The 20,715-nt window shown below is 58.8% G+C and carries 23 protein-coding genes and 1 pseudogene; 16 read left to right on the top strand and 8 right to left on the bottom strand.

Going from position 1 to position 20,715, the window contains the following annotated elements; genetic code table 11:
- Window positions 1-3: 3 nt before the first annotated feature.
- From GFER_RS08705 to GFER_RS08655, 12 genes are all read left to right on the top strand, one after another.
- The gene (locus GFER_RS08705) at window positions 4-387 is read left to right on the top strand and encodes a holo-ACP synthase (RefSeq protein WP_040098404.1); all 384 of its coding nucleotides are present in this window, start codon (window positions 4-6) and stop codon (window positions 385-387) included.
- On the top strand, window positions 384-1,955 hold the full coding sequence (locus GFER_RS08700) for a bifunctional ADP-dependent NAD(P)H-hydrate dehydratase/NAD(P)H-hydrate epimerase (protein WP_040098402.1): 1,572 nt from the start codon (window positions 384-386) through the stop codon (window positions 1,953-1,955). The genes GFER_RS08705 and GFER_RS08700 overlap by 4 nt, the downstream gene beginning before the upstream one ends.
- Window positions 1,942-2,391 carry a CBS domain-containing protein gene (locus GFER_RS08695; RefSeq protein WP_040098399.1) on the top strand — a complete coding sequence of 150 codons (450 nt, stop codon included), beginning with the start codon at window positions 1,942-1,944 and terminating at the stop codon, window positions 2,389-2,391. The genes GFER_RS08700 and GFER_RS08695 overlap by 14 nt, the downstream gene beginning before the upstream one ends.
- Window positions 2,388-2,885 (top strand): tRNA (adenosine(37)-N6)-threonylcarbamoyltransferase complex ATPase subunit type 1 TsaE, encoded by a 498-nt coding sequence (gene tsaE, locus GFER_RS08690; RefSeq protein WP_040098397.1) that lies wholly within the window; start codon window positions 2,388-2,390, stop codon window positions 2,883-2,885. The genes GFER_RS08695 and tsaE overlap by 4 nt, the downstream gene beginning before the upstream one ends.
- On the top strand, window positions 2,882-4,279 hold the full coding sequence (gene lpdA / locus GFER_RS08685; RefSeq protein WP_040098394.1) for a dihydrolipoyl dehydrogenase: 1,398 nt from the start codon (window positions 2,882-2,884) through the stop codon (window positions 4,277-4,279). The genes tsaE and lpdA overlap by 4 nt, the downstream gene beginning before the upstream one ends.
- A 60-nt stretch (window positions 4,280-4,339) precedes the next feature.
- The gene (locus GFER_RS08680; RefSeq protein ID WP_040098391.1) at window positions 4,340-5,572 is read left to right on the top strand and encodes an aspartate kinase; all 1,233 of its coding nucleotides are present in this window, start codon (window positions 4,340-4,342) and stop codon (window positions 5,570-5,572) included.
- A gap of 87 nt (window positions 5,573-5,659) precedes the next feature.
- Window positions 5,660-7,237, top strand: coding sequence for a citramalate synthase (cimA, locus tag GFER_RS08675; RefSeq protein WP_040098389.1), 1,578 nt, complete (start codon window positions 5,660-5,662; stop codon window positions 7,235-7,237).
- Window positions 7,234-7,845 (top strand): ComEA family DNA-binding protein, encoded by a 612-nt coding sequence (locus GFER_RS19200; RefSeq protein WP_052446222.1) that lies wholly within the window; start codon window positions 7,234-7,236, stop codon window positions 7,843-7,845. The genes cimA and GFER_RS19200 overlap by 4 nt, the downstream gene beginning before the upstream one ends.
- 129 nt (window positions 7,846-7,974) lie before the next feature.
- Complete coding sequence (locus tag GFER_RS19515) at window positions 7,975-8,103, top strand: hypothetical protein (protein ID WP_268746201.1); 129 nt, start codon at window positions 7,975-7,977, stop codon at window positions 8,101-8,103.
- Window positions 8,104-8,299: 196 nt separating this feature from the next.
- A complete protein-coding gene (locus GFER_RS08665; protein WP_074669455.1) occupies window positions 8,300-8,896 on the top strand; it encodes an arylesterase in 597 nt (198 codons plus the stop codon).
- 329 nt (window positions 8,897-9,225) lie between these two features.
- On the top strand, window positions 9,226-9,825 hold the full coding sequence (locus tag GFER_RS17665) for an outer membrane protein (RefSeq protein WP_052446221.1): 600 nt from the start codon (window positions 9,226-9,228) through the stop codon (window positions 9,823-9,825).
- Between the two features lie 33 nt (window positions 9,826-9,858).
- Window positions 9,859-10,098, top strand: a complete 240-nt coding sequence (locus GFER_RS08655; protein ID WP_040098386.1) for a hypothetical protein — start codon at window positions 9,859-9,861, stop codon at window positions 10,096-10,098.
- A gap of 102 nt (window positions 10,099-10,200) precedes the next feature.
- Here GFER_RS08655 and GFER_RS19195 read toward each other — a convergent pair whose 3' ends face one another.
- The 7 genes from GFER_RS19195 to GFER_RS18655 all read right to left on the bottom strand — a co-directional run bounded on the left by GFER_RS19195 (window position 10,201) and on the right by GFER_RS18655 (window position 15,437).
- On the bottom strand, window positions 10,201-11,208 hold the full coding sequence (locus GFER_RS19195; protein WP_235264042.1) for a RecQ family zinc-binding domain-containing protein: 1,008 nt from the start codon (window positions 11,206-11,208) through the stop codon (window positions 10,201-10,203).
- Window positions 11,094-12,101, bottom strand: coding sequence for a RecQ family ATP-dependent DNA helicase (locus tag GFER_RS19340; RefSeq protein ID WP_235264036.1), 1,008 nt, complete (start codon window positions 12,099-12,101; stop codon window positions 11,094-11,096). Before GFER_RS19340 ends, GFER_RS19195 begins: the two co-directional genes overlap by 115 nt.
- Window positions 12,102-12,145: 44 nt before the next feature.
- Window positions 12,146-12,598 carry a hypothetical protein gene (locus GFER_RS08645; protein WP_040098384.1) on the bottom strand — a complete coding sequence of 151 codons (453 nt, stop codon included), beginning with the start codon at window positions 12,596-12,598 and terminating at the stop codon, window positions 12,146-12,148.
- Between the two features lie 237 nt (window positions 12,599-12,835).
- Window positions 12,836-13,243 carry a hypothetical protein gene (locus GFER_RS08640; protein ID WP_040098382.1) on the bottom strand — a complete coding sequence of 136 codons (408 nt, stop codon included), beginning with the start codon at window positions 13,241-13,243 and terminating at the stop codon, window positions 12,836-12,838.
- Between the two features lie 238 nt (window positions 13,244-13,481).
- Window positions 13,482-14,705, bottom strand: coding sequence for a bifunctional alpha/beta hydrolase/OsmC family protein (locus GFER_RS08635; protein WP_040098381.1), 1,224 nt, complete (start codon window positions 14,703-14,705; stop codon window positions 13,482-13,484).
- Window positions 14,706-14,724: 19 nt separating this feature from the next.
- Window positions 14,725-15,231, bottom strand: a complete 507-nt coding sequence (locus tag GFER_RS08630; RefSeq protein WP_139171944.1) for a cytochrome P460 family protein — start codon at window positions 15,229-15,231, stop codon at window positions 14,725-14,727.
- Window positions 15,228-15,437 (bottom strand): hypothetical protein, encoded by a 210-nt coding sequence (locus tag GFER_RS18655; RefSeq protein WP_139171946.1) that lies wholly within the window; start codon window positions 15,435-15,437, stop codon window positions 15,228-15,230. The genes GFER_RS08630 and GFER_RS18655 overlap by 4 nt, the downstream gene beginning before the upstream one ends.
- 13 nt (window positions 15,438-15,450) lie before the next feature.
- Here GFER_RS18655 and GFER_RS08625 point away from each other — a divergent pair, with 13 nt between their 5' ends.
- From GFER_RS08625 to GFER_RS08615, 4 genes and pseudogenes are all read left to right on the top strand, one after another.
- The gene (locus GFER_RS08625; RefSeq protein ID WP_040098379.1) at window positions 15,451-16,074 is read left to right on the top strand and encodes a LysE family translocator; all 624 of its coding nucleotides are present in this window, start codon (window positions 15,451-15,453) and stop codon (window positions 16,072-16,074) included.
- 290 nt (window positions 16,075-16,364) lie between these two features.
- Window positions 16,365-16,988, top strand: a pseudogene (locus GFER_RS19760) (ATP-binding protein); the annotation flags it as partial.
- A gap of 48 nt (window positions 16,989-17,036) precedes the next feature.
- Complete coding sequence (locus GFER_RS19755; protein WP_459542344.1) at window positions 17,037-17,549, top strand: hypothetical protein; 513 nt, start codon at window positions 17,037-17,039, stop codon at window positions 17,547-17,549.
- Window positions 17,550-17,638: 89 nt separating this feature from the next.
- Window positions 17,639-18,349, top strand: a complete 711-nt coding sequence (locus GFER_RS08615) for a VWA domain-containing protein (RefSeq protein ID WP_040098375.1) — start codon at window positions 17,639-17,641, stop codon at window positions 18,347-18,349.
- 87 nt (window positions 18,350-18,436) lie between these two features.
- Here GFER_RS08615 and GFER_RS08610 read toward each other — a convergent pair whose 3' ends face one another.
- Entirely contained in the window at window positions 18,437-20,551 is a 2,115-nt protein-coding gene (locus GFER_RS08610; protein WP_040098373.1) for a 3-hydroxyacyl-CoA dehydrogenase NAD-binding domain-containing protein, read from the bottom strand.
- Between the last annotated feature and the right edge of the window lie 164 nt (window positions 20,552-20,715).

The raw sequence follows: 20,715 nt of genomic DNA, 5'->3' as shown, positions 1-20,715 counted from the left end.
AGGGTGCCAATCATCGGAGTCGGAACCGACCTGGCGCAGATCGGTCGCTTTCGCGGCTTGCTGGAGCAGGAGAAAGTAGCGGTTATCGCCAGAATCTTCACTGCCGGCGAACGGGAATACGCACTTGCTAAAAAAGACCCGGCGCCGCATCTTGCGGCGCGCTTCGCCGCCAAGGAGGCATTTCTCAAGGCCTTGGGCCTGGGGCTGCGAAGGGGCATGACCTGGCAGGATATAGAGGTGGTGCGCGATGATCTCGGCAAGCCCTCGCTGTGTTTGTCGGGTCGGGCCGCCGAGTTGTGCCGTGAGCGCGACGTACGAGGTGTTCATCTGTCCTATAGCCACGACGGTGACTACGCCCAGGCCGTGGTGATATTGGAGGCGTCATGAGAATTCTCAGTACGCAGCAGATGCGCGAGGTTGACCGCCGGACAATTGAAGAAATCGGCATTCCAGGCGCGGTGTTGATGGAGAACGCCGGCCGCGGGGCTGCCGCGTGCATTGCCGAGCGCTGCTCCAGACTTTTCCCCGGGCCGGTGCTGGTGTTGGCGGGCAAGGGTAACAATGGCGGCGATGGCTTTGTCATCGCCCGTTGTCTCTTGGAGCGGGGTTGGAAGGTGCGTACCCTGGCCCTGGCCGAGCGCGCCGCTTTCAGCGGTGATGCCCGGATCAATCTCGACGTGTTGCTGCGCTTGACGGAAGAGGTTGTTTTTGCTCCTGATGAAGCAACGCTTGCGCCTGCTTTAGCCGCTTCAAGGGACTTTCAGCTGGCCGTGGATGCGTTGTTCGGCACGGGTCTTTCCTCCGGGGTGCGCGGGCATTATGGCGTTGCCATCGAGTGGCTCAATGCGCGCGATTGCACGGTTGCCGCGGTTGATATCCCGTCGGGAATCGACGCGAGCAGCGGCCGGATACTCGGGTGCGCGGTGCACGCCTCTCTCACCCTGACCTTCGCTCGGCCCAAGATCGGTCACCTGGTGTATCCCGGGGCCGGATTGGTCGGCTCCTTGGAGGTGGTGGAGATTGGGATTCCGGCCGCTCTGATCGAAAATACACAACCGGCCTACTTCTGGGTCGATGGGGATGAGGCGCGCCGCATGCTGCCGCCGCGCCCGGCCGAGGGACACAAGGGGACCTTCGGCCATCTTCTGGTCATTGGTGGGTCGGCGGGAAAAACCGGCGCCGCGGCCATGACCACCGAGGGCGCGGTGCGTGCCGGCGCCGGGCTGGTTACCCTGGGTTGCCCGGCAAGCCTTCATGACATCTTTGAAATCAAATTGACCGAACCCATGACCGTATCCTTGCCGGATGTCGGCGGGTCGCTCAGCATGCGGGCCTTGGAAAGCATTGTCGCGCTCTGTCGTGACAGGCAGGCTCTGGCCTTGGGTCCGGGCCTCGGCCAGGCCGTGGAAACACAGACCCTGGTGCGAAGCCTGGTGCGAGAGTGTGCGCTACCGCAGGTCATCGATGCCGATGGTCTCAATGCCCTGGCCGGGCATCTTGAGGTTCTCTCCGCGCGGCCGCCGGCTACGACCGTCCTCACCCCTCATCCGGGAGAAATGGCGCGTCTGGCAGGCGTTAGCATCGCCGATGTGCAGAAAGACCGCGTGGCTTTTGCCCGTGACTTTGCCGGAAAATACCAAGTGGTCCTGGTGCTCAAGGGCGCCCGCACCCTGACCGCGGCCCCCGATGGACGTGTCTTCATCAATTCCGGAGGCAATCCCGGCATGGCATCCGGCGGCATGGGCGATGTGCTGACGGGGCTGATCGGTGGTTTTCTTGCTCAGAACATGGAACCAGGCGTCGCTGCTGCCCTTGGGGTCTATCTTCACGCTCGGGCGGCGGATCGCTTGGCCCGGAAAATGGGCACCGCGGGTTTGGCGGCAACCGATCTGCTGCTGGAAATTCCCGCAACTCGTCACGAACTCATTGAAGGAGCCATTCATGCTCAAAGCTAAAGATATCATGACCCGCGAGGTCATATCCGTCTCGCCGGAGACACAAATCGAGGAATTGGCGCGTCTGTTCATGGAAAAGGGCGTCAACGCCATGCCGGTGGTGACTGAAGACAACAAGCTGTTCGGCATCGTCACCGAAACCGATCTGGTCGCGCAGGATCGTCCGCTGCATATTCCAACGGTTATCAACATCTTCGACTGGGTGATTTATCTGCAAAGCCAGAAGGATTTCGCCGAGGAGGTTGAGAAAATCACCGCGCAGCAAGTCGGCCAGATCTGCGCCACGGATGTCGTCACCTGCGATCCCGAAACGACGGTGCCGCAAATCGCCCAGCTCATGACGGAAAACAAGGCGCATCTGATTCCCGTTCTGGAGCAAGACAAGGTCGTTGGGGTGGTTGCGCGCCTCGACATTATCCGCGCCATGGGCAGATGAGCGCTTCATCCTGTCACAAAATAACCACGGCTTCGCCGCAGGAAACACAGCAGTTCGGCCGTCTGCTCGGGTCGCTGGTAGGCGCGCCGCTGCTCATCTTGTTGTCCGGCGAACTCGGCGCGGGCAAGACCTGCCTGACCCAGGGTCTGGCCCAAGGGCTTGAGGTGCCGACGGATGAGCCGGTGACCAGCCCAAGTTATACTCTGATGAATCAGTATCGGGGCCGGCTGCCGCTTTACCACTTTGACCTTTATCGGCTCAGCGGTCCCGAGCAACTTGAAGATCTGGACTTTTCAGCCTATGTGGAAGGAGAAGGCGTGACCGTGGTCGAATGGGCTGATCGTTTCGGGGAGGAAGTCGGGGTGGGGCTTGAATTGCGTCTGGCGGTTATCGACGAAACCACCCGCAGTATCGAACTGCGCCCCGGAGGTGTGGGGGAAACCCTCCTGATTGAGCATCTGTTGGCCCGCTGGGCCGGGGAGGAAACATCATGACCGAATACGATATCGCTGTAGTCGGAGGCGGTCCCGGGGGGTACGTCGCGGCTATCCGCGCCGCCCAGCAGGGCGCCTGCGTATGTCTCATCGAAGCCGAACGCGTCGGCGGGACTTGTCTTAATCACGGGTGTATCCCGACCAAGGCACTCTACAGTACAGCTCTTTTGTTGCAACGCCTGCGTCGCGCGGAGGAGCACGGCATTGAAATTGAGGAGCCACGTTTTGATTTCGCGCGTGCCGCGGCGCGCAAAGATGCCGTAGTGAAAAAGCTCGTCGGCGGCGTCGAGCAACTGCTCAAGGCACAAGGGGTTGAGCTCTACCGTGGGCAGGCGGCTCTGGAGGAGCCGGGGCGCTTGCGTATCCGTCGCCCTGAAGTCACCGCGCGGCTGCGTGCTAAAAATATTATTCTCGCCACCGGCAGCCGTGCGCTCCGTCCCAAAGCCTTTCCCGTAGACGGGAAAAATGTTTTGACCAGTCGCGAAATCCTTGCTATTAAGGAGCTTCCCAAGAGCCTTTTGATCATCGGCGGCGGGTATATCGGCTGCGAATTTGCAAGTATTTTTGCAGCCTTCGGTACCCAGGTCACGGTGGTCGAGCAACTCCCGCGATTGCTCGGCGGCACTGACCGCCAGGCCGTGAAGGAAGTTGAAAAGGCCTTTAAAAGTGCCGGTATCACCGTGCATACCGACACCGCAGTCGAGGCTCTCGAGGTCGGCGAAGGTCAGGTGCGGGTTCAGCTCTCCGGCAAGGATGAGGCGACCGTCGAGAAGGTGCTGGTCGCCGTAGGGCGGGTGCCCAACACGGACGGGCTCGGCCTCGAGGAGGCCGGTGTCAAAACCGATAAAGGTGCAATCCTTGTTGATGAGGGCATGCGAACCTCCCAGTCGACAATCTTCGCCATCGGCGATGTGACCAACATCATGCAGTTGGCTCATGTCGCTTCTTATCAGGCCGGCATCGCCGTAGCCAATGCCCTGGGCGGCGACGAAAAAGCCGATTATCGGGTCGTTCCCAGCGCCATCTTCACTCTGCCTGAAATCGGCCAGGTGGGCCTCAGCGAGGAGGCGGCGCGAGAGCAGGATCTCGATATCGAAATCGGCCGCTTCTCTTATCAGGCATCAAGCAAGGCTCTGTGTGACGGTGAGGCGCAGGGCCTGGTGAAAATCCTGACGGCTGCCGATGATGGCCGTATTTTGGGAGCTTCTTTTGTCGGGGAAGAGGCTTCGTCGCTAGTGTCCGAAGCGGCCGTGGCGATGGCGGCAGGGCTCAGTGCCTCGACGCTGGGGCGCATCATTCACGCTCATCCCACTCTGCCCGAAATGGTCATGGAAGCAGCCGAAGACGTCCACGGCCTGGCTGTGCACAAGGCCGGACGCAAGCGCAATCGATGATCCGATGACAGGCATCTCGGGGCATCCGCCCCGTTTTCAACAACGGAGGAGAAGACAGCTATGGCCCTGGTGGTACAGAAGTACGGAGGGACTTCGGTCGGCACCATCGAACGGATTCGCAATGTCGCACGACGTGTGGCACGCACCTATGACGAAGGCAACGATGTCATCGTCGTGGTTTCGGCCATGGCCGGCGAAACCAACAAGTTGGTGGCGCTGGCCAACGAAATGTGCGAGTTCCCCAGCGAGCGCGAATATGATGTGCTGGTGTCGACGGGTGAGCAGGTAACTATTTCCTTGCTGGCTATGTGTCTGCAGTCCATGGGCTACAAGGCCAAGAGTTACTGCGGGTTTCAGATTCCGATCCTTTCCGACAGCGCATTCTCCAAGGCGCGCATCGAAAAGATCGACGACAAGAAGGTTCGTGAAGACCTCAAAAACGGCACCATCATTGTCGTTGCCGGCTTTCAGGGCATCGACCGCGAAGGCAATATCACCACCTTCGGGCGAGGAGGATCAGATACCTCCGCGGTTGCCGTGGCGGCTGGGCTCAAAGCTGATGTATGCGAAATTTTTACGGATGTCGACGGCATCTATACGACCGACCCACGTATCGTGCCCGAGGCCTCCAAGATGGAGAAAGTCTCCTACGACGAAATGCTGGAAATGGCCTCCCTGGGTTCCAAGGTGCTGCAAATCCGCTCGGTGGAGTTTGCCAAAAAGTATGGGGTTGTAGTTCACGTCCGGTCGAGTTTCAACGATAATCCAGGAACCCTGGTTATGAAGGAGGATGCCGATATGGAAGCGGTTCTCGTTTCGGGAATTACCTACAACAAAGACGAAGCCAAGATTTCGGTGCTGCGCGTGGCCGACAAGCCGGGCATCGCCTCGCAGATCTTTTCACCTCTGTCTCACGCCAACATCGCCGTGGATATGATCATTCAGAACGTTTCCCACGAAGGATTCACCGATCTGACCTTCACCGTGCCCAAGAGCGACTACAAGAAGGCCCTCAAGATTCTCGAGGAAACCGCCAAGGATGTCGGGGCAGGCGGCGTGCAGAGCGATGAAAATATCGCCAAGGTCTCCATCGTCGGCGTCGGCATGCGCTCACACTCCGGTGTGGCGAGCAAGATGTTTCAGACCCTGTCGCAGGAGGGGATCAATATTCATATGATTTCCACCAGTGAAATCAAGATCTCTTGCGTGATTGATCTTAAATACTGCGAACTCGCCGTGCGTGTTCTGCACGAGGCGTTTGGCCTGGCAAAAAAAGACGTTACAGCCGAATAGGCGCGGCCCCTTCGGGCTGCCCGTATCATAGACGGAAACAGCAAGGACGCAGAATTCTGCGTCCTTGCCCGTGAAGGGGATGCTGGCATGAGTCTGATCCAACTCTACGATACCACCTTGCGCGACGGCACTCAGGCCGAGGATGTGTCCTTTCTTGTCGCTGACAAAATTCGTATCGCCGAGAAACTCGACGACCTCGGAATTCACTACATCGAGGGCGGCTGGCCCGGCTCCAATCCCAAGGACATTAGTTTCTTCAAAGAAATTAAAAAGACGCGCCTGAAGCAGGCCAAGGTCGCGGCCTTTGGTTCGACCCGCCGCGCCAAGACAACGCCGGACAAGGACAACAATATACGAACCCTGATCCAGGCCGCCCCCGACACCGTGACCATCTTCGGAAAAACCTGGGATTTTCATGTACGCGAGGCTTTGCGTATTTCCCTGGAAGAAAATCTTGAGTTGATCAACGATTCGCTCGCTTATCTCAAAGCTAATGTGGGCGAGGTGATTTATGATGCCGAGCATTTCTTCGACGGGTACAAGGCCAATCCTGAATACGCCCTGCAGACCTTGAAAGCGGCCGAGGCAGCCGGCATCGACTGTATCGTTCTGTGTGACACCAATGGCGGTACCTTGCCCCATGAAATTCCCGCGATCATGGAGAAAGTGCGCGCCACGGTAAGCACGCCTCTGGGCATGCACGCCCATAACGATAGTGAGTGCGCGGTCGCCAACAGTCTCATGGCCGTAGCCTGCGGCGCCGTGCATGTCCAGGGCACGATCAACGGGTTCGGCGAACGCTGCGGCAATGCCAATCTCTGCTCCATTATTCCGGCTCTCAAGCTCAAACTCGGCCATGATTGCATCACCGACGCGCAGCTCAAAACGCTACGCATCGTCTCGCGGACCATCTACGAACTGGCCAACCTCATCCCCAACAAACACCAAGCTTATGTCGGCAATTCGGCCTTTGCCCATAAGGGCGGGGTGCATGTCTCGGCAATTCAGCGGCACGCCGAAACCTATGAACACATCCGTCCCGAGTTGGTAGGCAATGTGACGCGGGTGCTGGTGTCCGATCTCTCCGGGCGTTCCAACATTCTGGCCAAGGCCGAGCAGTTCAATCTCAACCTCGACAGCAAGGATCCATTAACCCAGGAAATTCTTGAAAACATCAAGGACTTGGAAAACCAGGGTTTTCAGTTCGAAGGAGCCGAGGCTTCTTTTGAACTTCTCATGCGCCGCGCCTTGGGAACCTTGCGGCACTACTTTTCGGTCATCGGCTTTCGCGTAATCGACAGCAAGCGCCATGAACAGGAAAAGCCGCTGTCCGAGGCCACGGTCCAAGTCAAGGTCGGCGGACGCATCGAGCACACCGCTGCCGAAGGCAACGGACCGGTCAACGCCCTTGATCATGCCTTGCGAAAAGCCCTTGAGAGTTTTTATCCGCAGTTGCGCGAGGTACGCTTATTCGATTACAAGGTGCGGGTATTGCCGGCGGGCAAGGGTACCGCGTCGATAACCCGCGTACTGATCGAATCAGGAGACAAAACCAGCCGCTGGGGCACGGTTGGAGTCAGTGACAACATCATCGATGCTTCCTACCAGGCTCTGGTCGATGCGCTTCTTTACAAACTGATCAAAGATGAGGACAGGGTGGGGTGAATCAATCCCTGGGGCTTGTTTCCCTGATCTTTCTGGTGTTTCTTCTGCTCATCCTCACTGTCGGCCGGCAGGTCTTTCCCCGCGAAAGGCTGCCGGCCGTCCCTGTTTTCCAACCCGATGAAATCCTTATAGAGTTGGGTCTGGGCGTGGAACGCCCCGGCATCTATCAATTTTCTGACGCTCAAATCCTGAAGAGCGTCATCTCGTTGACGAATTTGGATTGTGTCAGAGATTTTCCGCATGACTGGCCCTCAGGAGCTTCTCCCGAGTCTGGACAGCGTCTCGACCTGTTCTGTAACAAGTCAAATTTGTTGGATATTTCTTTGGCTTGGATGCCAGCTTCCAAACGCATGGCGCTGGGCATCCCCTTGCATCCTGAACGCATGAGTCAGGCGGATTGGCAAGCCCTGCCCGGCATTGGTCCCCGATTGGCGACACGCATCGAAGAGGATCGTCAAATGAATGGCGGTTTCGGTGATTACGAAGCCCTGATACGAGTCCCCGGCATTGGCCCCAAGCGAATTGCAGACTGGCGTGGTTATTTTTCTGAGGATGTAACAGGCGGATTTCGCGATGGAAAAACAAAAGTTGACAAAGATGATCTGTAAAAAAAATTTCCTTCTCCCCACTCTGGCATGCCTAATGAATAAAGGACTGACGTAGGCATGAACCAGTGTGTTCCATTCATTCTCTGAAAGGGGGAAGGTTCCATGAAATGTCCCAAATGCAAAGGAAGAATGTATGCAGAGAAATTCTATGATTTTGTTCGCGCCTTCGAGGCGTGGAAATGCTGCTCCTGTGGTGAGGTGATCGATCCGACGATTCTTGCCAACCGTGCTCGCAACCATAACCTCTACATTGGTTGAGTCTATGGTTGTGAGTTAGGTCGTCATAGAAGGGCATATAGGCATACCCAAAGGGAAAAACCGGTGACTCGCCGGTTTTTCCCTTTTTGGGTTTCTCTATGTTTTGAGGGGTCCAAATTCAATGCGAAGCTTGACCATTTGTCACGTTGAGCTTACCCTTGTGCAGCATTTACAATTCCCCTTGAAGGGCCCGCTGATGAAAAAGATTATTGCTCTGTTCTATTTGACCTTGTTTCTCAGTGTGCTGGTCGCCTGCGATCGCACCCCGCGCCTCAACCCTTTGCCCGAAGACGCCGTGATTCTCGCCTTTGGTGACAGCATTACCTTCGGCACCGGTGCCGAGGAAGGCGAAGCCTATCCGGAGATTCTCGCGCGTCTCACCGGCTATCAAGTCATCAATGCCGGAGTCAAGGGGGAACTCTCGGAAGAGGGAGTCGCGCGACTTCCCGGCATTTTAGCTGAGGCGCAGCCCGACCTGGTGATCATCTGTCATGGCGGCAATGATGTCATTCAGAGACTGAGCGCCCAGAACATCGAAGCCAACATTCGCGCTATGGTCGAATTGTCGCGCGAAGCCGGCGCCCAGGTTCTGTTAATCGGTGTTCCTCAGCCCAGCCTGATCCTCCAATCCATTCCACTCTATGAGCGGATTTCCTGGGATATGGGCGTGCCTATCGACAAGCATGCGCTCCCGGATGTTTTAAGGCGCAACGAATTGCAAAGCGATGGCATTCATCCCAACGCCCAAGGTTATGCGGTGCTGGCCGAAACCATTGCCAAGAGGCTTCGGTGAAAAGAATCAAAAAAATGTTTATTGTCTGTGGCGTCAGCGCCGGTATCGGTGCTGCCGTGGGTTATCTTGGCCAATGCGTTGGGGGAACCTGAGGTCCCCTCGCCGGTCCCTGGTCAGGGGCCTTGTTGGGATTGCTTGTGGGATTGATCTTTGCCCTTGTTCCCGGAGAGGATGCAGGCAAAGAATGACCCTCCGCTGGGAAGAGCGTGTGAGAAATTCTCTTGCGCGAGGGTTCACGGAACAAAAAAAACAGGTAAAATATTCGCGTTGAAACCATCTCCCCGGTATTCGCCGGGGATGGCTCTGGGCTTTCATTGAGGAGAAATCACATGATGAGAAAAGCAGTTGTCCTGGTGTTTTTTGCCGTGTTCTTAGCCGCACCCGCCATGGCCGACCCGTATTTCTCGGCGAATTTCGGCTTTGTCAATCTGCGCGATGCCGATCTTTTTGATGGCACGAACCGCGGACAGATGAAGTTGGATAACGGCTATGCATTTCTTGGAGCCTTCGGCGGACGTTTTGCCGGCGATGTTCGTGGCGAGATCGAGCTAGGCTACCGTGTCAATGATATCGATCGTGTGCGTATAGGCGCCGTCACGATCCCGCAGGGCGGAGATGTTACCGCTGTGTCTCTGATGGGCAACCTGTTCAAGGACTTTCCCTTGGGCACGGGTTTCACCCCTTTCATTGGTGGCGGCATCGGCATCGCCAACGTCGAAGCCGATCTCAACGCCTTTGGCATTAACGGCAAGAAAGACGACAACGTGTTTGCCTATCAGTTGGCAGTCGGCGGCGCGATCGAATTGAGTCCCCAAGTCAATCTGGATCTCCAATACCGTTATTTTGCCACCGCGGATCCCGACTTCGGGCATCTCGAGGCGGAATATCGTTCCCACAACCTCCTGCTGGGCCTGCGTTTTGGTTTCTAACCCAGCCCTTGCGATTAAGAAAGAGCCGTACCCGTGCTGAAAGAATCAAAGATCGCCCTGGATTGCCCTTACTGCAAAGAAACGATCTATCAGCCCTTGAGTTGGTTTGAAAAGGATTACTCCACCTGTCCGACCTGCGGCAAGGGGTTGGCCGCCGGGCAATTTGCCGCTGCCGTCAACGAAATCAAGCAGGCACAGGATGCCTGTGTGGACGACCTGTTCAGTGTCCAGTCAGGCTCAAGCTGTTGTGGGAAGAAATCTTCCTGCGGCTAAGGCATTCACAGCGGCACTTAACCACCACGACCCGCGGCCTGATGGACTCGCCGAAAGCGGTGTTTGATTCTGGTTTTGCGCAACGGTTGTGGTGCGGGGAATTTATTCAACCATTGCCAGCACCTTCCGAAACGGCAACTCCCCCAGCGCACCGAAATCGCGATGACGACTCAGTCGGGCGCGACTGGCTGCAGGGCTGGTGATGCCGCAGAGAAAGCGCGCCAGTTGCCGCGGATGGCGGAGTGCAGGCTGGTTTTCCTCCCTGGCCCGGGCGACGATCTCGGCCTGGGCGGCACTGGGATCAAGGGGCGCGCTACGGGACAGGCGCTGCCCCATGCCTTGCCGACAGCTGCTACAATCGCCGCAGGCTGAAAGTTCCTTTTCGCCGAAATAGTCGAGCAAATGACCGGTCAGGCAGGTCTCTTCTTGGGCATAGGCCTGCACTTTGCGCAGTCGCGCAATGTCGCGAGCCTCGCGCTCGGCGAAGGTTTTCTGTAGGTCTTCAATGAGCTTGCGGGTATCGGCAACCGGTTCCTGGCTTCGATAACCGTGGCGCAGGCCGCTGGCCTGCACTCTCAAATCTCCCCTTTCTTCCAGATACCCGATGGCGGCGGTAATGCGCCCACGGGTTTCGTTCAGGGTCGCAGCGCTCTCCTCGGGAGTGAGCTGCAACCAGACGCGACCCGGTTTGGCGGTAGCGAAGAGCTCTTGCAGAAAAGCGGCGCGCTGCGCATCGAACCCAGCGCAGATCGCCTCCAGGGGACGGTTGAGCTTGACCTTGAAGCTGTCGTAAAAGGGGCCCGTGGCGTGAAGAATGCCGCGCAGTTCCAGATAGGTGAAGACCGTGGCCACCACCAGTGGGCGGATGTCGAAGCGGGTGGAGAGTTCATAATGGGATACAGCGAAGCTTTCCCCCTCTCCGAGCAGGTACTCCACCAACTCCGCAAGAGCCTCGGGAACCGGTGTATCGCCGTAACTGAAGTTAGCCAGCACCGTCAGGTCATCGGCGCAGGCCAGGATTTCGCAATAGGCATCCTGCCCGTCGCGGCCGGCACGGCCGATCTCCTGCATGTAGTTTTCCAGGGTTTTGGGCAGATTGTAGTGATAGATGGCGCGGATGTCGGCCTTGTCGATGCCCATGCCGAAGGCGATGGTGGCAGATCGCCCTTCATGAAGGCGTCCTGCACGGCGGTACGTTCCTCGGTTTTCATCCCTGCATGATAAGCCTGGGCGGCAACGCCCTCGGCGGCGAGAAAGGCGGCGATGTTTTCAGCGGTCTTCTGCAGGGTCACATAAACGATAGTCGGCCCCTGGGGCCGTTCGCGCAGTCGTTGCAGCAGCAGTTGGCGGCGTTGCGGGGCGGGGCAGGACGTGACGTTGAGCTGCAGGTTGGGGCGATGGAAGCTGGTGCGGATCTCGTCGCGGGCCCCGATTTGGAAGGCCCGCCGCACATCGGTGCCGACCTCTGGGGTGGCGGTGGCGGTCAGGGCCAGAACCCGGCCGACTTTGAGTTTTTGGGCGAGGCGCGCGATCTTCAGGTATTCGGGGCGAAAATTGTGCCCCCATTCGGAGATGCAGTGAGCCTCGTCGATGGCCAGCAGGGCGATGGGGCGTCCCTGCAAGCGGTTCAAGAAGCGTTCGTTGGCGAGGCGTTCGGGGGCGATATAGAGCAATCTGAGGCTGCCCTCGGCCAGTTGGCCGTAGATGATTTGCGCCTCGCCGGGGCCGATGCTTGAATCGAGGCGCGCGGCCGCAATGCCGCGTTCGCGCAGCGCATCGACCTGGTCTTTCATCAGGGCGATGAGCGGTGAGATGACCAGGGTCAGCCCATCGAGGAGCAGGGCGGGAAGTTGATAGCAGAGGCTCTTGCCACCCCCGGTGGGAAAGATCGCCAGGGCCGAACGCCCGGCCAGCAGGCAGTCGATGACCGCCTGCTGGCCCGGCCGAAACTCAGCAAAGCCGAAGTGGTCCTGCAGACAGCGGTGAAGTGAATTTTCGGGCATGTTTCCCTCCTGAGTTGGATTTCATGGGCAAAATTCTGCCGCAATTAAGACAACCTTGGGACAACGCCCTTCTCCAGGGCAAGGGCTCGTCCCTTCTTGCTGAGAGTCAATCGTTTAATAATGCCAAACCCCGGGGCGATGGCCACCAGGCCTTTTTGGTTGAGGGACTTCAGGGTCTGCGCGATCAGACGGCTTTCCATGTGAAGGGATTGCGCCATGGCCGGTAGCGACTCACCCTTGGCGCCGGTCTGCGCTAGGTGGGTGAAAACGAGGTGCTCCATATCGTTCAGGCGTGACGGATCCTTGGCGGCCGCGTCCGGTTCTGTGGCCACCGGTGCGATAATCGGTGTGCGAAATCGGCGCAAAGAGTTGAGGTCGTCGAAAAATCGTCCCAAGCTTTTTTTGAAAAAAGGGAAGAGGCCGATGAGAACAAAAACCGCCAGAAAGATGCGGCTCAGGGTCTGGATTTCTTCGAGGTCGTGCCAAATGCTGTCCATAAGGTTCTCACCACCGGAAAAAGCCGGAAGGTGCCGAATCAAATCCCTGCCGGAGTGCGCAAAATCAGCGGTCTAGGAATTTATGGAACCCCTGTTGCCCCGACCGGCGCTGGAACAACGCGTAGGCGATGGAAGCGGCGGTGCGGTTTTACGCGCGGGAGTTGATGTTTTGCAACTAATTGGTTGGAAGGATGGAAAAACAAATCCTTCCCCATTTCATGTTCCCTTTTGGCGCACTCAGGGAAAGGCGATGTGCCGCACGTCTCGGGCGCGGATCATAAAGGTGCCGAAATCAGTGGTGCCGTAAAAGGCGGCTCTCTTGTTTACGAGCAGTTCCTGTTTCTCCCCAGTGCGCAGGTTGAGAATAACCGGTACCTCGTCGCCCAGACCTTCTTTGAATTCGATGCCGGCGAGTTTGTGGAATTCGACCATCATCCGACCGCTTCCCCGAGCACCCTCCAAATAAGTTTTGCCCCCCATGGAAAAACGGTCCACCTCGGTTCTCACGCCCTGGCGATCAACGATCACCGCGCGGATATCCTCCCCGGTCTCAGGAACTGCGCCCTGCGGCGCGCCGCCCAAATCGCCCATCCCCATGAGCAGCAATGCCGCCGGCAGCAGAAATAGAATTCGAAGTAGTTTCATTTCATCCCTCCCAGAAGAGCGAGTATTCGCGCGAAACGTCAAAAAACTTATAAAATTTACCATATTTCAGGGGGGATGCAAAAAGCGAACTTTAGGCCCTGGGGGAAGGATCGGGCCCTTGTTAACCCATCGCCCCTGGAAGGTGTGATTCATGAAAAGCACAGCCCTGAAGCGGGCCACAGGGGTCTGATGGCATGCAGTGGAGCAACCCACGGGGGAAGACGATGGTTGCCGGCACTCACTCCTCCCGCAACCGCGTCCTAACCTCCACTTCACCGTGAAGGGTTTTGTGCACCGGGCAGCGCTCGGCAATTTCGAGGAGGCGCCGGCGCTGTTCCGTGGAAAGGTCGCCCTCGAGTTCCACCTCGCGCTCAAAGCGGTCGATCTTGCCGTTCTTTTCTTCGCAGTCTTCACAATCTTTCGCGTGGATTTTTTCGTGACGCAGGCGAACCACCGCGGATTGCAGTGGCCATTGTTTGCGTCGCGCGTACATTTGCAGGGTCATGGTGGTGCACGCCCCCAGGGATGCCTGCAAAAGGTCGTAAGGCGAAGGGCCCAGACCTTCGCCGCCGTAATTTTCGGGTTCGTCGGCAATCAGAGAATACCCGCCGGCGAATATTTCCGTGCGGTAGCCTTCTGTGCCGGTGCGCGCCGTGACACGGTTGTCGATCATCTCGGGCCGGTCTTCGGGTTGCTCCTTGACGTCCAGATAGCGTCTGGCCCAGGTCGCGATCATGTCGGCGGCATAACGGGCATCTTCCTTGCGCGTCAGCAGGTGGTCGGCAGGATCAAGGGAGATGAAACTTTTGGGGTGGCGCGCCGCCTGGTAGATGTCGCGCGCGTTGTCGATGGCGACGATGGTGTCGCGGGGCGAATGCATGACCAGCAGGGCCGCCTTGATCCGCGCCATATTCTCGCGCAGGTCCTGAGATTCGGCGTCCTCAAGGAATTCCTTGCGGATGGTGAAGGAGCGTTCGCCAAGCTCGACCTGCGCTTCTCCGTGTTTTTCGATGTCCGCGCGGGCGCTGCCGAAAAGCCTCAGGGCATGACGCGGATGAAAGGGCGCGGCGATGGTGACGACCGCTTTGGCCGAGGGGATGTCGGCGGCGGCCTGAAGTGCCGCCGTGCCGCCGAGGGAATGACCCAGCAGGATTTCCGGGGATTGGTGTTTTTCTTCCAGAAAGCGAGCGGCGGCAAGAAGATCTTTGACGTTGTGGGTAAACGTGGTGGCGGCGAACTCGCCTTTACTTTCACCCAGCCCGGTGAAGTCGAAACGCAGCACCGCAATGCGTTGCCGGCTCAAGGCGCGGGCGATGTTGGCGGCGGCCAGGCTGTTCTTGGTGCAGGTGAAGCAGTGGGCGAAAATGGCATAGGCAAGGGGTTTCTCGTCCTCGGGCAGGTTAAGGATGGCCGCCAGTTCGTCGCCGTCGTCGTTACGAAAAGTTGTTTTTTCATGTCTCATGGGGCAGGCCTTGCTCAGGTTAGCGGGGGAGCGGCGAGATTTTGCTGAAGACGTAATCCTTGTCTTTCACGGGGATGTGACAATTGACGCATTCTTTGGCGAAGTCAGCGCTCTCGCCGTAAGGCGTCAACTCCATGCCGACCCAGCGGGCGAAGCCCCAGTTGACAGTGTCGGCGTATTTCTCCTGATCCTTGATCATGAATTCGATGTGCGAGAGTTCGCCGGGAATGATCGCCGATGGCCATTGCGGGTGGCGGTCTTCCTTCCACACGAGCTTGCCGATAATGGCTCCGTCGGGCCAGGGGTTGGTCTGACCGGCGAGAGCCGCTTCAATCGCTTTATCGTTGCCGAGGATGACGCGCAGAGTCTTGTTGTCCTCACGATAGGAAGAGCTGATCAGGCGCCAATCCTGATAGCCGTCCGGCACGGTGATGCCGTTGGGAGCGGGTTTGACCTGGGATTCGCCGAAGGCGGGGCCGGCAAAAACTGTGGCAATCAGTACGCAGAGAAAGATCTTGGGGATCATGGGACTTCTCCTTCGGCAAGGAAACGTTGTCCAGACAGAACAGGGCAAAGCGGATTGGCGATCATTGCCAAACGTAGCGGATAAACGCCCAATGTCAAATCACTCGTTTCGAACAGTGAACAAGCCGCTTGTGATGGATGGGAGAAATAAGTATCTTGGGCTAAGCCTTTCCAGGTTTCATCCTCGCGGATTTCTGCCGGACGCAAGAAAGGATTTCCCGTGATTCCTGTCGAACTCCTGTCGGCCTTTTTCGCCGCATCAATCCTCCTCGGCCTGGCGCCGGGGCCGGACAATATCTTTGTCCTGACCCAATCGGCGCTGCACGGAAAGGGTGCGGGATTTTCCGTGACCCTGGGCTTGTGCACCGGCCTGGTGGTGCATACCCTGGCGGTGGCCATGGGCGTGGCGGTGATTTTCCAGGTTTCCGCAACCGCCTTCACCGCGCTCAAACTGGTGGGCGCGGCTTATCTGCTCTATCTCGCCTGGCAGGCCTTTCGTGCCGCCGCGCCGGTCTCGATGGAGACCGGCGGAGCCCTGAACCGTTTCAAGCTCTATCGGCGCGGCATCCTCATGAACATCACCAATCCCAAAGTGTCGATCTTTTTCCTGGCGTTTCTGCCGCAATTCGCCGATCCGGACCGTGGGCCGGTATCCGTGCAGATCCTATTGCTCGGCGCGTTGTTTATCGTCGCAACTATCCTGGTCTTCGGCAGCGTCGCCCTGCTCGCCGGAACGCTTGGCGCCTGGCTCAATCGTTCGGCAAACGTTCAGCGTGCCCTCAATCGGGTGGCGGGTGCCGTGTTTGTCGGGTTGGCGCTGACCCTGGCGGTGAGCAGGCGGTGAGAGAGCCGGTTGCTTGTGATCGGTACAGGTCTTATCCTTAAGGAATTCGTAACTGTTCAGCATGCACCGCAGGGTACGGCGGCATCGCGTGCGGCAAAAACTCACCTGCGGCTCAAACATTTGCCGCAGCACTCAACCGCCNGGTACGGCGGCATCGCGTGCGGCAAAAACTCACCTGCGGCTCAAACATTTGCCGCAGCACTCAACCGCCGCACCCTGCGGTACTGTCGGAGGTTGCCGCAGAATGGTTACAAGGAATATAGGGATTTCTCTTTTTCTTGGATTTTTTGATGAAGGACGCAGCCACATATCCATTCTCCGCCCTGCTTGGCCAGGAAGACCTGCGCACCGCCTTGCTGCTCAATGCCGTTGACCCGTCTATCGGCGGGGTGTTGATCCAGGGGCACAAGGGCACCGGCAAGTCCACGGCGGTGCGTGCCCTGGCCGCACTGCTGCCCGAAATCGAGGCGGTGGCCGACTGTCCTTTTCATTGTCCGCCCGCACCCGCTGAGGCCATGCACGATGAATGCGCGGCGCGTTTGCGTGCCGGCGAAGCACTGGAGATCACCAAGCGCCCAATGCCTTTGGTGGACTTGCCCTTGGCCGCCACCGAAGATCGGGTGGTGGGCACTTTGCATCTGGAAAAAACCCTCGCCAGCGGCCGGCGACATTTCGAACCCGGCCTGCTGGCGGCGGCCAATCGCGGCATTCTCTATGTGGATGAAGTCAATCTGCTGCCTGATCATCTGGTCGATCTGCTGCTCGATGCAGCGGCCACGGGCGTAAATCGCGTTGAGCGCGAAGGGATCAGCGTCAGCCATCCGGCGCGCTTTCTGCTGGTGGGCACCATGAATCCCGAAGAGGGCGAGTTGCGCCCCCAGTTTCTCGATCGTTTCGGCCTGTGCGTATGGGTCCGCGGCATCGAGGAGGCCACCCAGCGCCGCGAAGTGGTGCGTCGACGGATGGCGTTTGAAGAAAATCCCGTCGCTTTTGCTGAAACCTGGGCTGCACAGGAGGATATGCTGCGCCGCCAGGTGGTGCAGGCACGCGCCAATCTCAATGCCGTCGTTCTGACCGATGCGGCCATCGATCGCGCCGTGCAGATCAGCCTGGCTGTCGGCGCCCAAGGCCATCGCAGCGATCTGGCCATCGCGCGCGCGGCGCGTGCGTTGGCCGCGTTACTCGAGCGCGAACGGGTCTGCGATGCGGAAATTTTCGAGGCGGCGCTGCTGGTGTTGCCGCACCGCCTCGGCTCCTCGGCAAGTGGCGACCAGGCTGATTTCCGTCAGCATCTGCACCAAGTTCTTGCCGGGGAAAAACTCCCGGCGGCAGAACCCTTTGCGGAAGATGAGACTGACGAGGCGGACGATTGGGGCGCTTCCATGGAGATTCCCGGCGCCACGGCTGCGGGTAGCCAGTTGTTTACCTTTCTTAAAAAAAAAGTTCTGCACGCATCATCGAACCCCAAAGCCTGACCCTCCCTGAAATAGGTGCCATCGGCAAGCGGCGCCGGCGCCTGCGCGGGGCCGGCCGACGCTTAGGTAACAGTGGACGCAGCGGCGGCGTGCTGCGCACTGTTCCGGCTGAACGTGGCGGTTCTCATGAACTGGCCTTGGGGCGCACCCTGCGCGCGGCGGCCAGTCGCGGAGCCGGCAATCTTAAGATTCACGCGGCGGATGTGCACCGCACCATTCGGCGGCAGCGTCAGGAAACCCTGGTGGTGTTTCTGGTGGATGCCTCGGATTCTATGGGCGAGGGTACGACCGCGCGCATCGCTCTGGCCAAAGGGGCGGTGCTGGCCCTACTGCGCCGCGCCTACTTGAGCCGTGATCGGGTGGCCCTGGTAACTTTTAGGGAAAGGGGTGCGCAGGTGCAATTGGCACCGACCCGCAGCGGCGCACTGGCCCGTGCGCGTCTGCGGCGGCTGGCCATCGGTGGTGCTACCCCCCTGGCGGCTGGGCTTTTCGCCGCCCGCCGTCTCATCGACCAGGAACGCCGCCGTGATCCTGGCCTGCAGGCGCTGCTGGTGGTGCTGTCCGACGGCGAGGCCAATGTTCCGCGTGTGCGCGGCGCCGATCTCAAGCGTGAAATCCTGGCCGAAGCCAAAACTCTGCGCCACGGGCAAACCGCCGTGGTTTTGTTCGACACGGGCGCCCGCAGCAGGGATAATCTTCTGCCGGAAATGGGAACCGTTCTGGGTGCGCCCTGTCATCCGTTGCACGGGAATAATCTCGGGCGGCTGATAGCTCTGATTGAAGAGGGCTTGGGGGAATGAGGCGGCCCCAGGCTATAGAATCTCTGTGTGCAGGAAAAATGAACAGATGTTAAGTGGTGGACGGCGGCTTGCGCGACCGTCCCCTTCTTATTTCTTTTCATAAAATCTTTCGCGCCCGAGCAGCCCACCTGCTGGGCTGAAACGCTCCCCGTGTTCGGTGGCGAGGGTTTCCAGTTCTGTAACCAGTGCCGGCAGCCCCTGGCTGTCGGCCCAGCGACACAGCCCTCCCAGAAACGGCGGAAAGCCGGTGCCGAAGATCATGCCCGTATCCACGTCCTCGGGAGTCGCGACCACGCCTTCTTCCAGGCAGCGGCCGGCTTCATTGACCATCAGCAGCAGCATGCGGCGCAGGTCGGCACGCCGGGCGGAGCGTCCGTCAATCCGCAGGTCGAGGTGATCGGCCAGGGCCTGGTTGCGGCCGATTTCCTGTCCCTTCTGGTAGCGATAGAATCCCCGCCCGCTTTTGCGTCCCAGGTCCTTGTGTTCGGCGGCGCGTTCCAGCAGTGAACTTTTTTCGACATAGGTAAAAGCTTGGCTCAGGGTCGTGCCGACCTCGGCGCCGATGTCGATCCCTACTTCATCAATGAGGCGGAACGGACCCATGGGCAGGCCGAAGCTGGTGGCCCGCACGTCCAGGGAGAGCCAGTCCACACCGTTCTCCACAATGAGGCAGGCTTCGTTAAGAAAAGCCATGAGCAGACGGTTGACAAGGAATCCCGGACGGTCGGCGACGACGATGGGCGTCTTGCCGAGTTTGAGTGCCGTAGCAAACAAGGTCGCGAGGGCCTGCTCAGAGGTGGCTTCGCCGCGGATGACCTCGACCAGGGGCATCTTTTCGGCGGGGTTGAAAAAGTGCAGACCCCCGAGGTTTTGCGGGCGCTGCGCGCTTTTTTGCAGTTCACTCACCGAGAGGGCCGAAGTGTTGGTGGCAAAAAGGGCCGTTTCGGGCAACAGTGGTTCGATTTCTTCCAACACTGCCTGTTTGACGGTCATTTTTTCCACCACCGCCTCGATGACCAGATCGGTGCCCGCGAGATCTTCCGCAAGGGTGGTGCCCCAGATGCGCGCCATCTTTTCCGCAACCACCTCAGGGGGCTGATGCTTTTTCTCGGCCTGGTGCTCGAAGCGTGTGCGGATTGCGTCAAGGGCCTGACGGACAATCTCTTCCTGAAGATCGCGGATTACGACCGGAATGCCGCGCTCGGCGAGCAGCCCGGCGATGCCGCGACCCATGACTCCGCCGCCGATGACAGCGGCCCTCGCGACGTCCAGGGTCTCGGTGTCGAGCCCCGGCGCTTTTTTCGCGCGCTGATTGAGCTCAAAAACATGGATAAGGTTTTTGCAGGCGGGGGTCAGCAGAATGTGCCCAAGTTCACGTGCTTCCAATTTCAATCCCGCCTCCAGGGTGTCACGCAGACCTTCTCGGATCACCTCCAGGGCTTTTGAGGGCGCGGGATAATGGCCGCCGCTGCGTACACGCACCTTTTTCTTGGCCTGGTAAAAAAGTACGGCGCGCCCGATGGGATTTTTTTCAAGCAGCCATATGCGCAGGCCGGCAGTCTTGCGGCGGCGTTTTTTCAGAACCTCCCGCGGGTCGCGAACGGCGCGGCGCGCGAGATCCTCGGCGGCTTGTTCAATATCTTGCGGGGCTGCGCATTCATCGGCCAATCCCAGGTTCAGAGCTTCGATGCCCGAGACGTTGCGGCCGGTGAGAATAAGGTCCAGAGTTTTTTCGAGGGAGATCAGGCGCGGCAGGCGTTGGGTGCCGCCGAAGCCGGGAAACAGCCCGAGTTTGATTTCCGGCAGGGCGATGGAACTGTTTTCGGTAACGACACGATAATGGCAGGCGAGGGCAAACTCGGTGCCGCCGCCCATGCAGTGGCCGTGGATGGCTGCCACCACGGGAAAGGGTAAGCGCGCCCAGCTCTCGAAGATCTGCTGTCCTTCGCGGGCCAGGCGCTCGCCCTCGGCGGCATCCTGCACTGCGGCGATCTCGCGGATATCGGCGCCGGCGATGAAGCCGGCGTTTTTCGTACTGACCACGAAAGCGGCACGCACCCTCGTATCGGCGGCAAGTTGCCGCGCGATCTCGCCAAGTTGCACGAGAAAATCGCCATTGAGAATGTTGACTTTGCCATCAGGGGAATCAAGTGCCACGCGTGCGATGCCGTCGCTGAGGGTGTAGGAAACAAAATCGGCCATGCCTTCCTCCTATCTCGCTATTCTTATTTTTTAAAGGATATCGTGCCCTTTCTCCAGGGCAAGAAAGTAATTGACTTATCCGTCCGGCAGTTGCCAAGCCCAAGGGAGTTGCTAACATTGAAGGGCGACAAACTCCATCAAAAAGTTTGTCCGCCGGCAGCGGG

Origin of the sequence: Geoalkalibacter ferrihydriticus DSM 17813 (assembly GCF_000820505.1) — a bacterium.
Taxonomy (GTDB): domain Bacteria; phylum Desulfobacterota; class Desulfuromonadia; order Desulfuromonadales; family Geoalkalibacteraceae; genus Geoalkalibacter; species Geoalkalibacter ferrihydriticus.
Note: the sequence above shows the minus strand (reverse complement) of the source record. Positions and strands in the feature narration are given on the sequence as shown.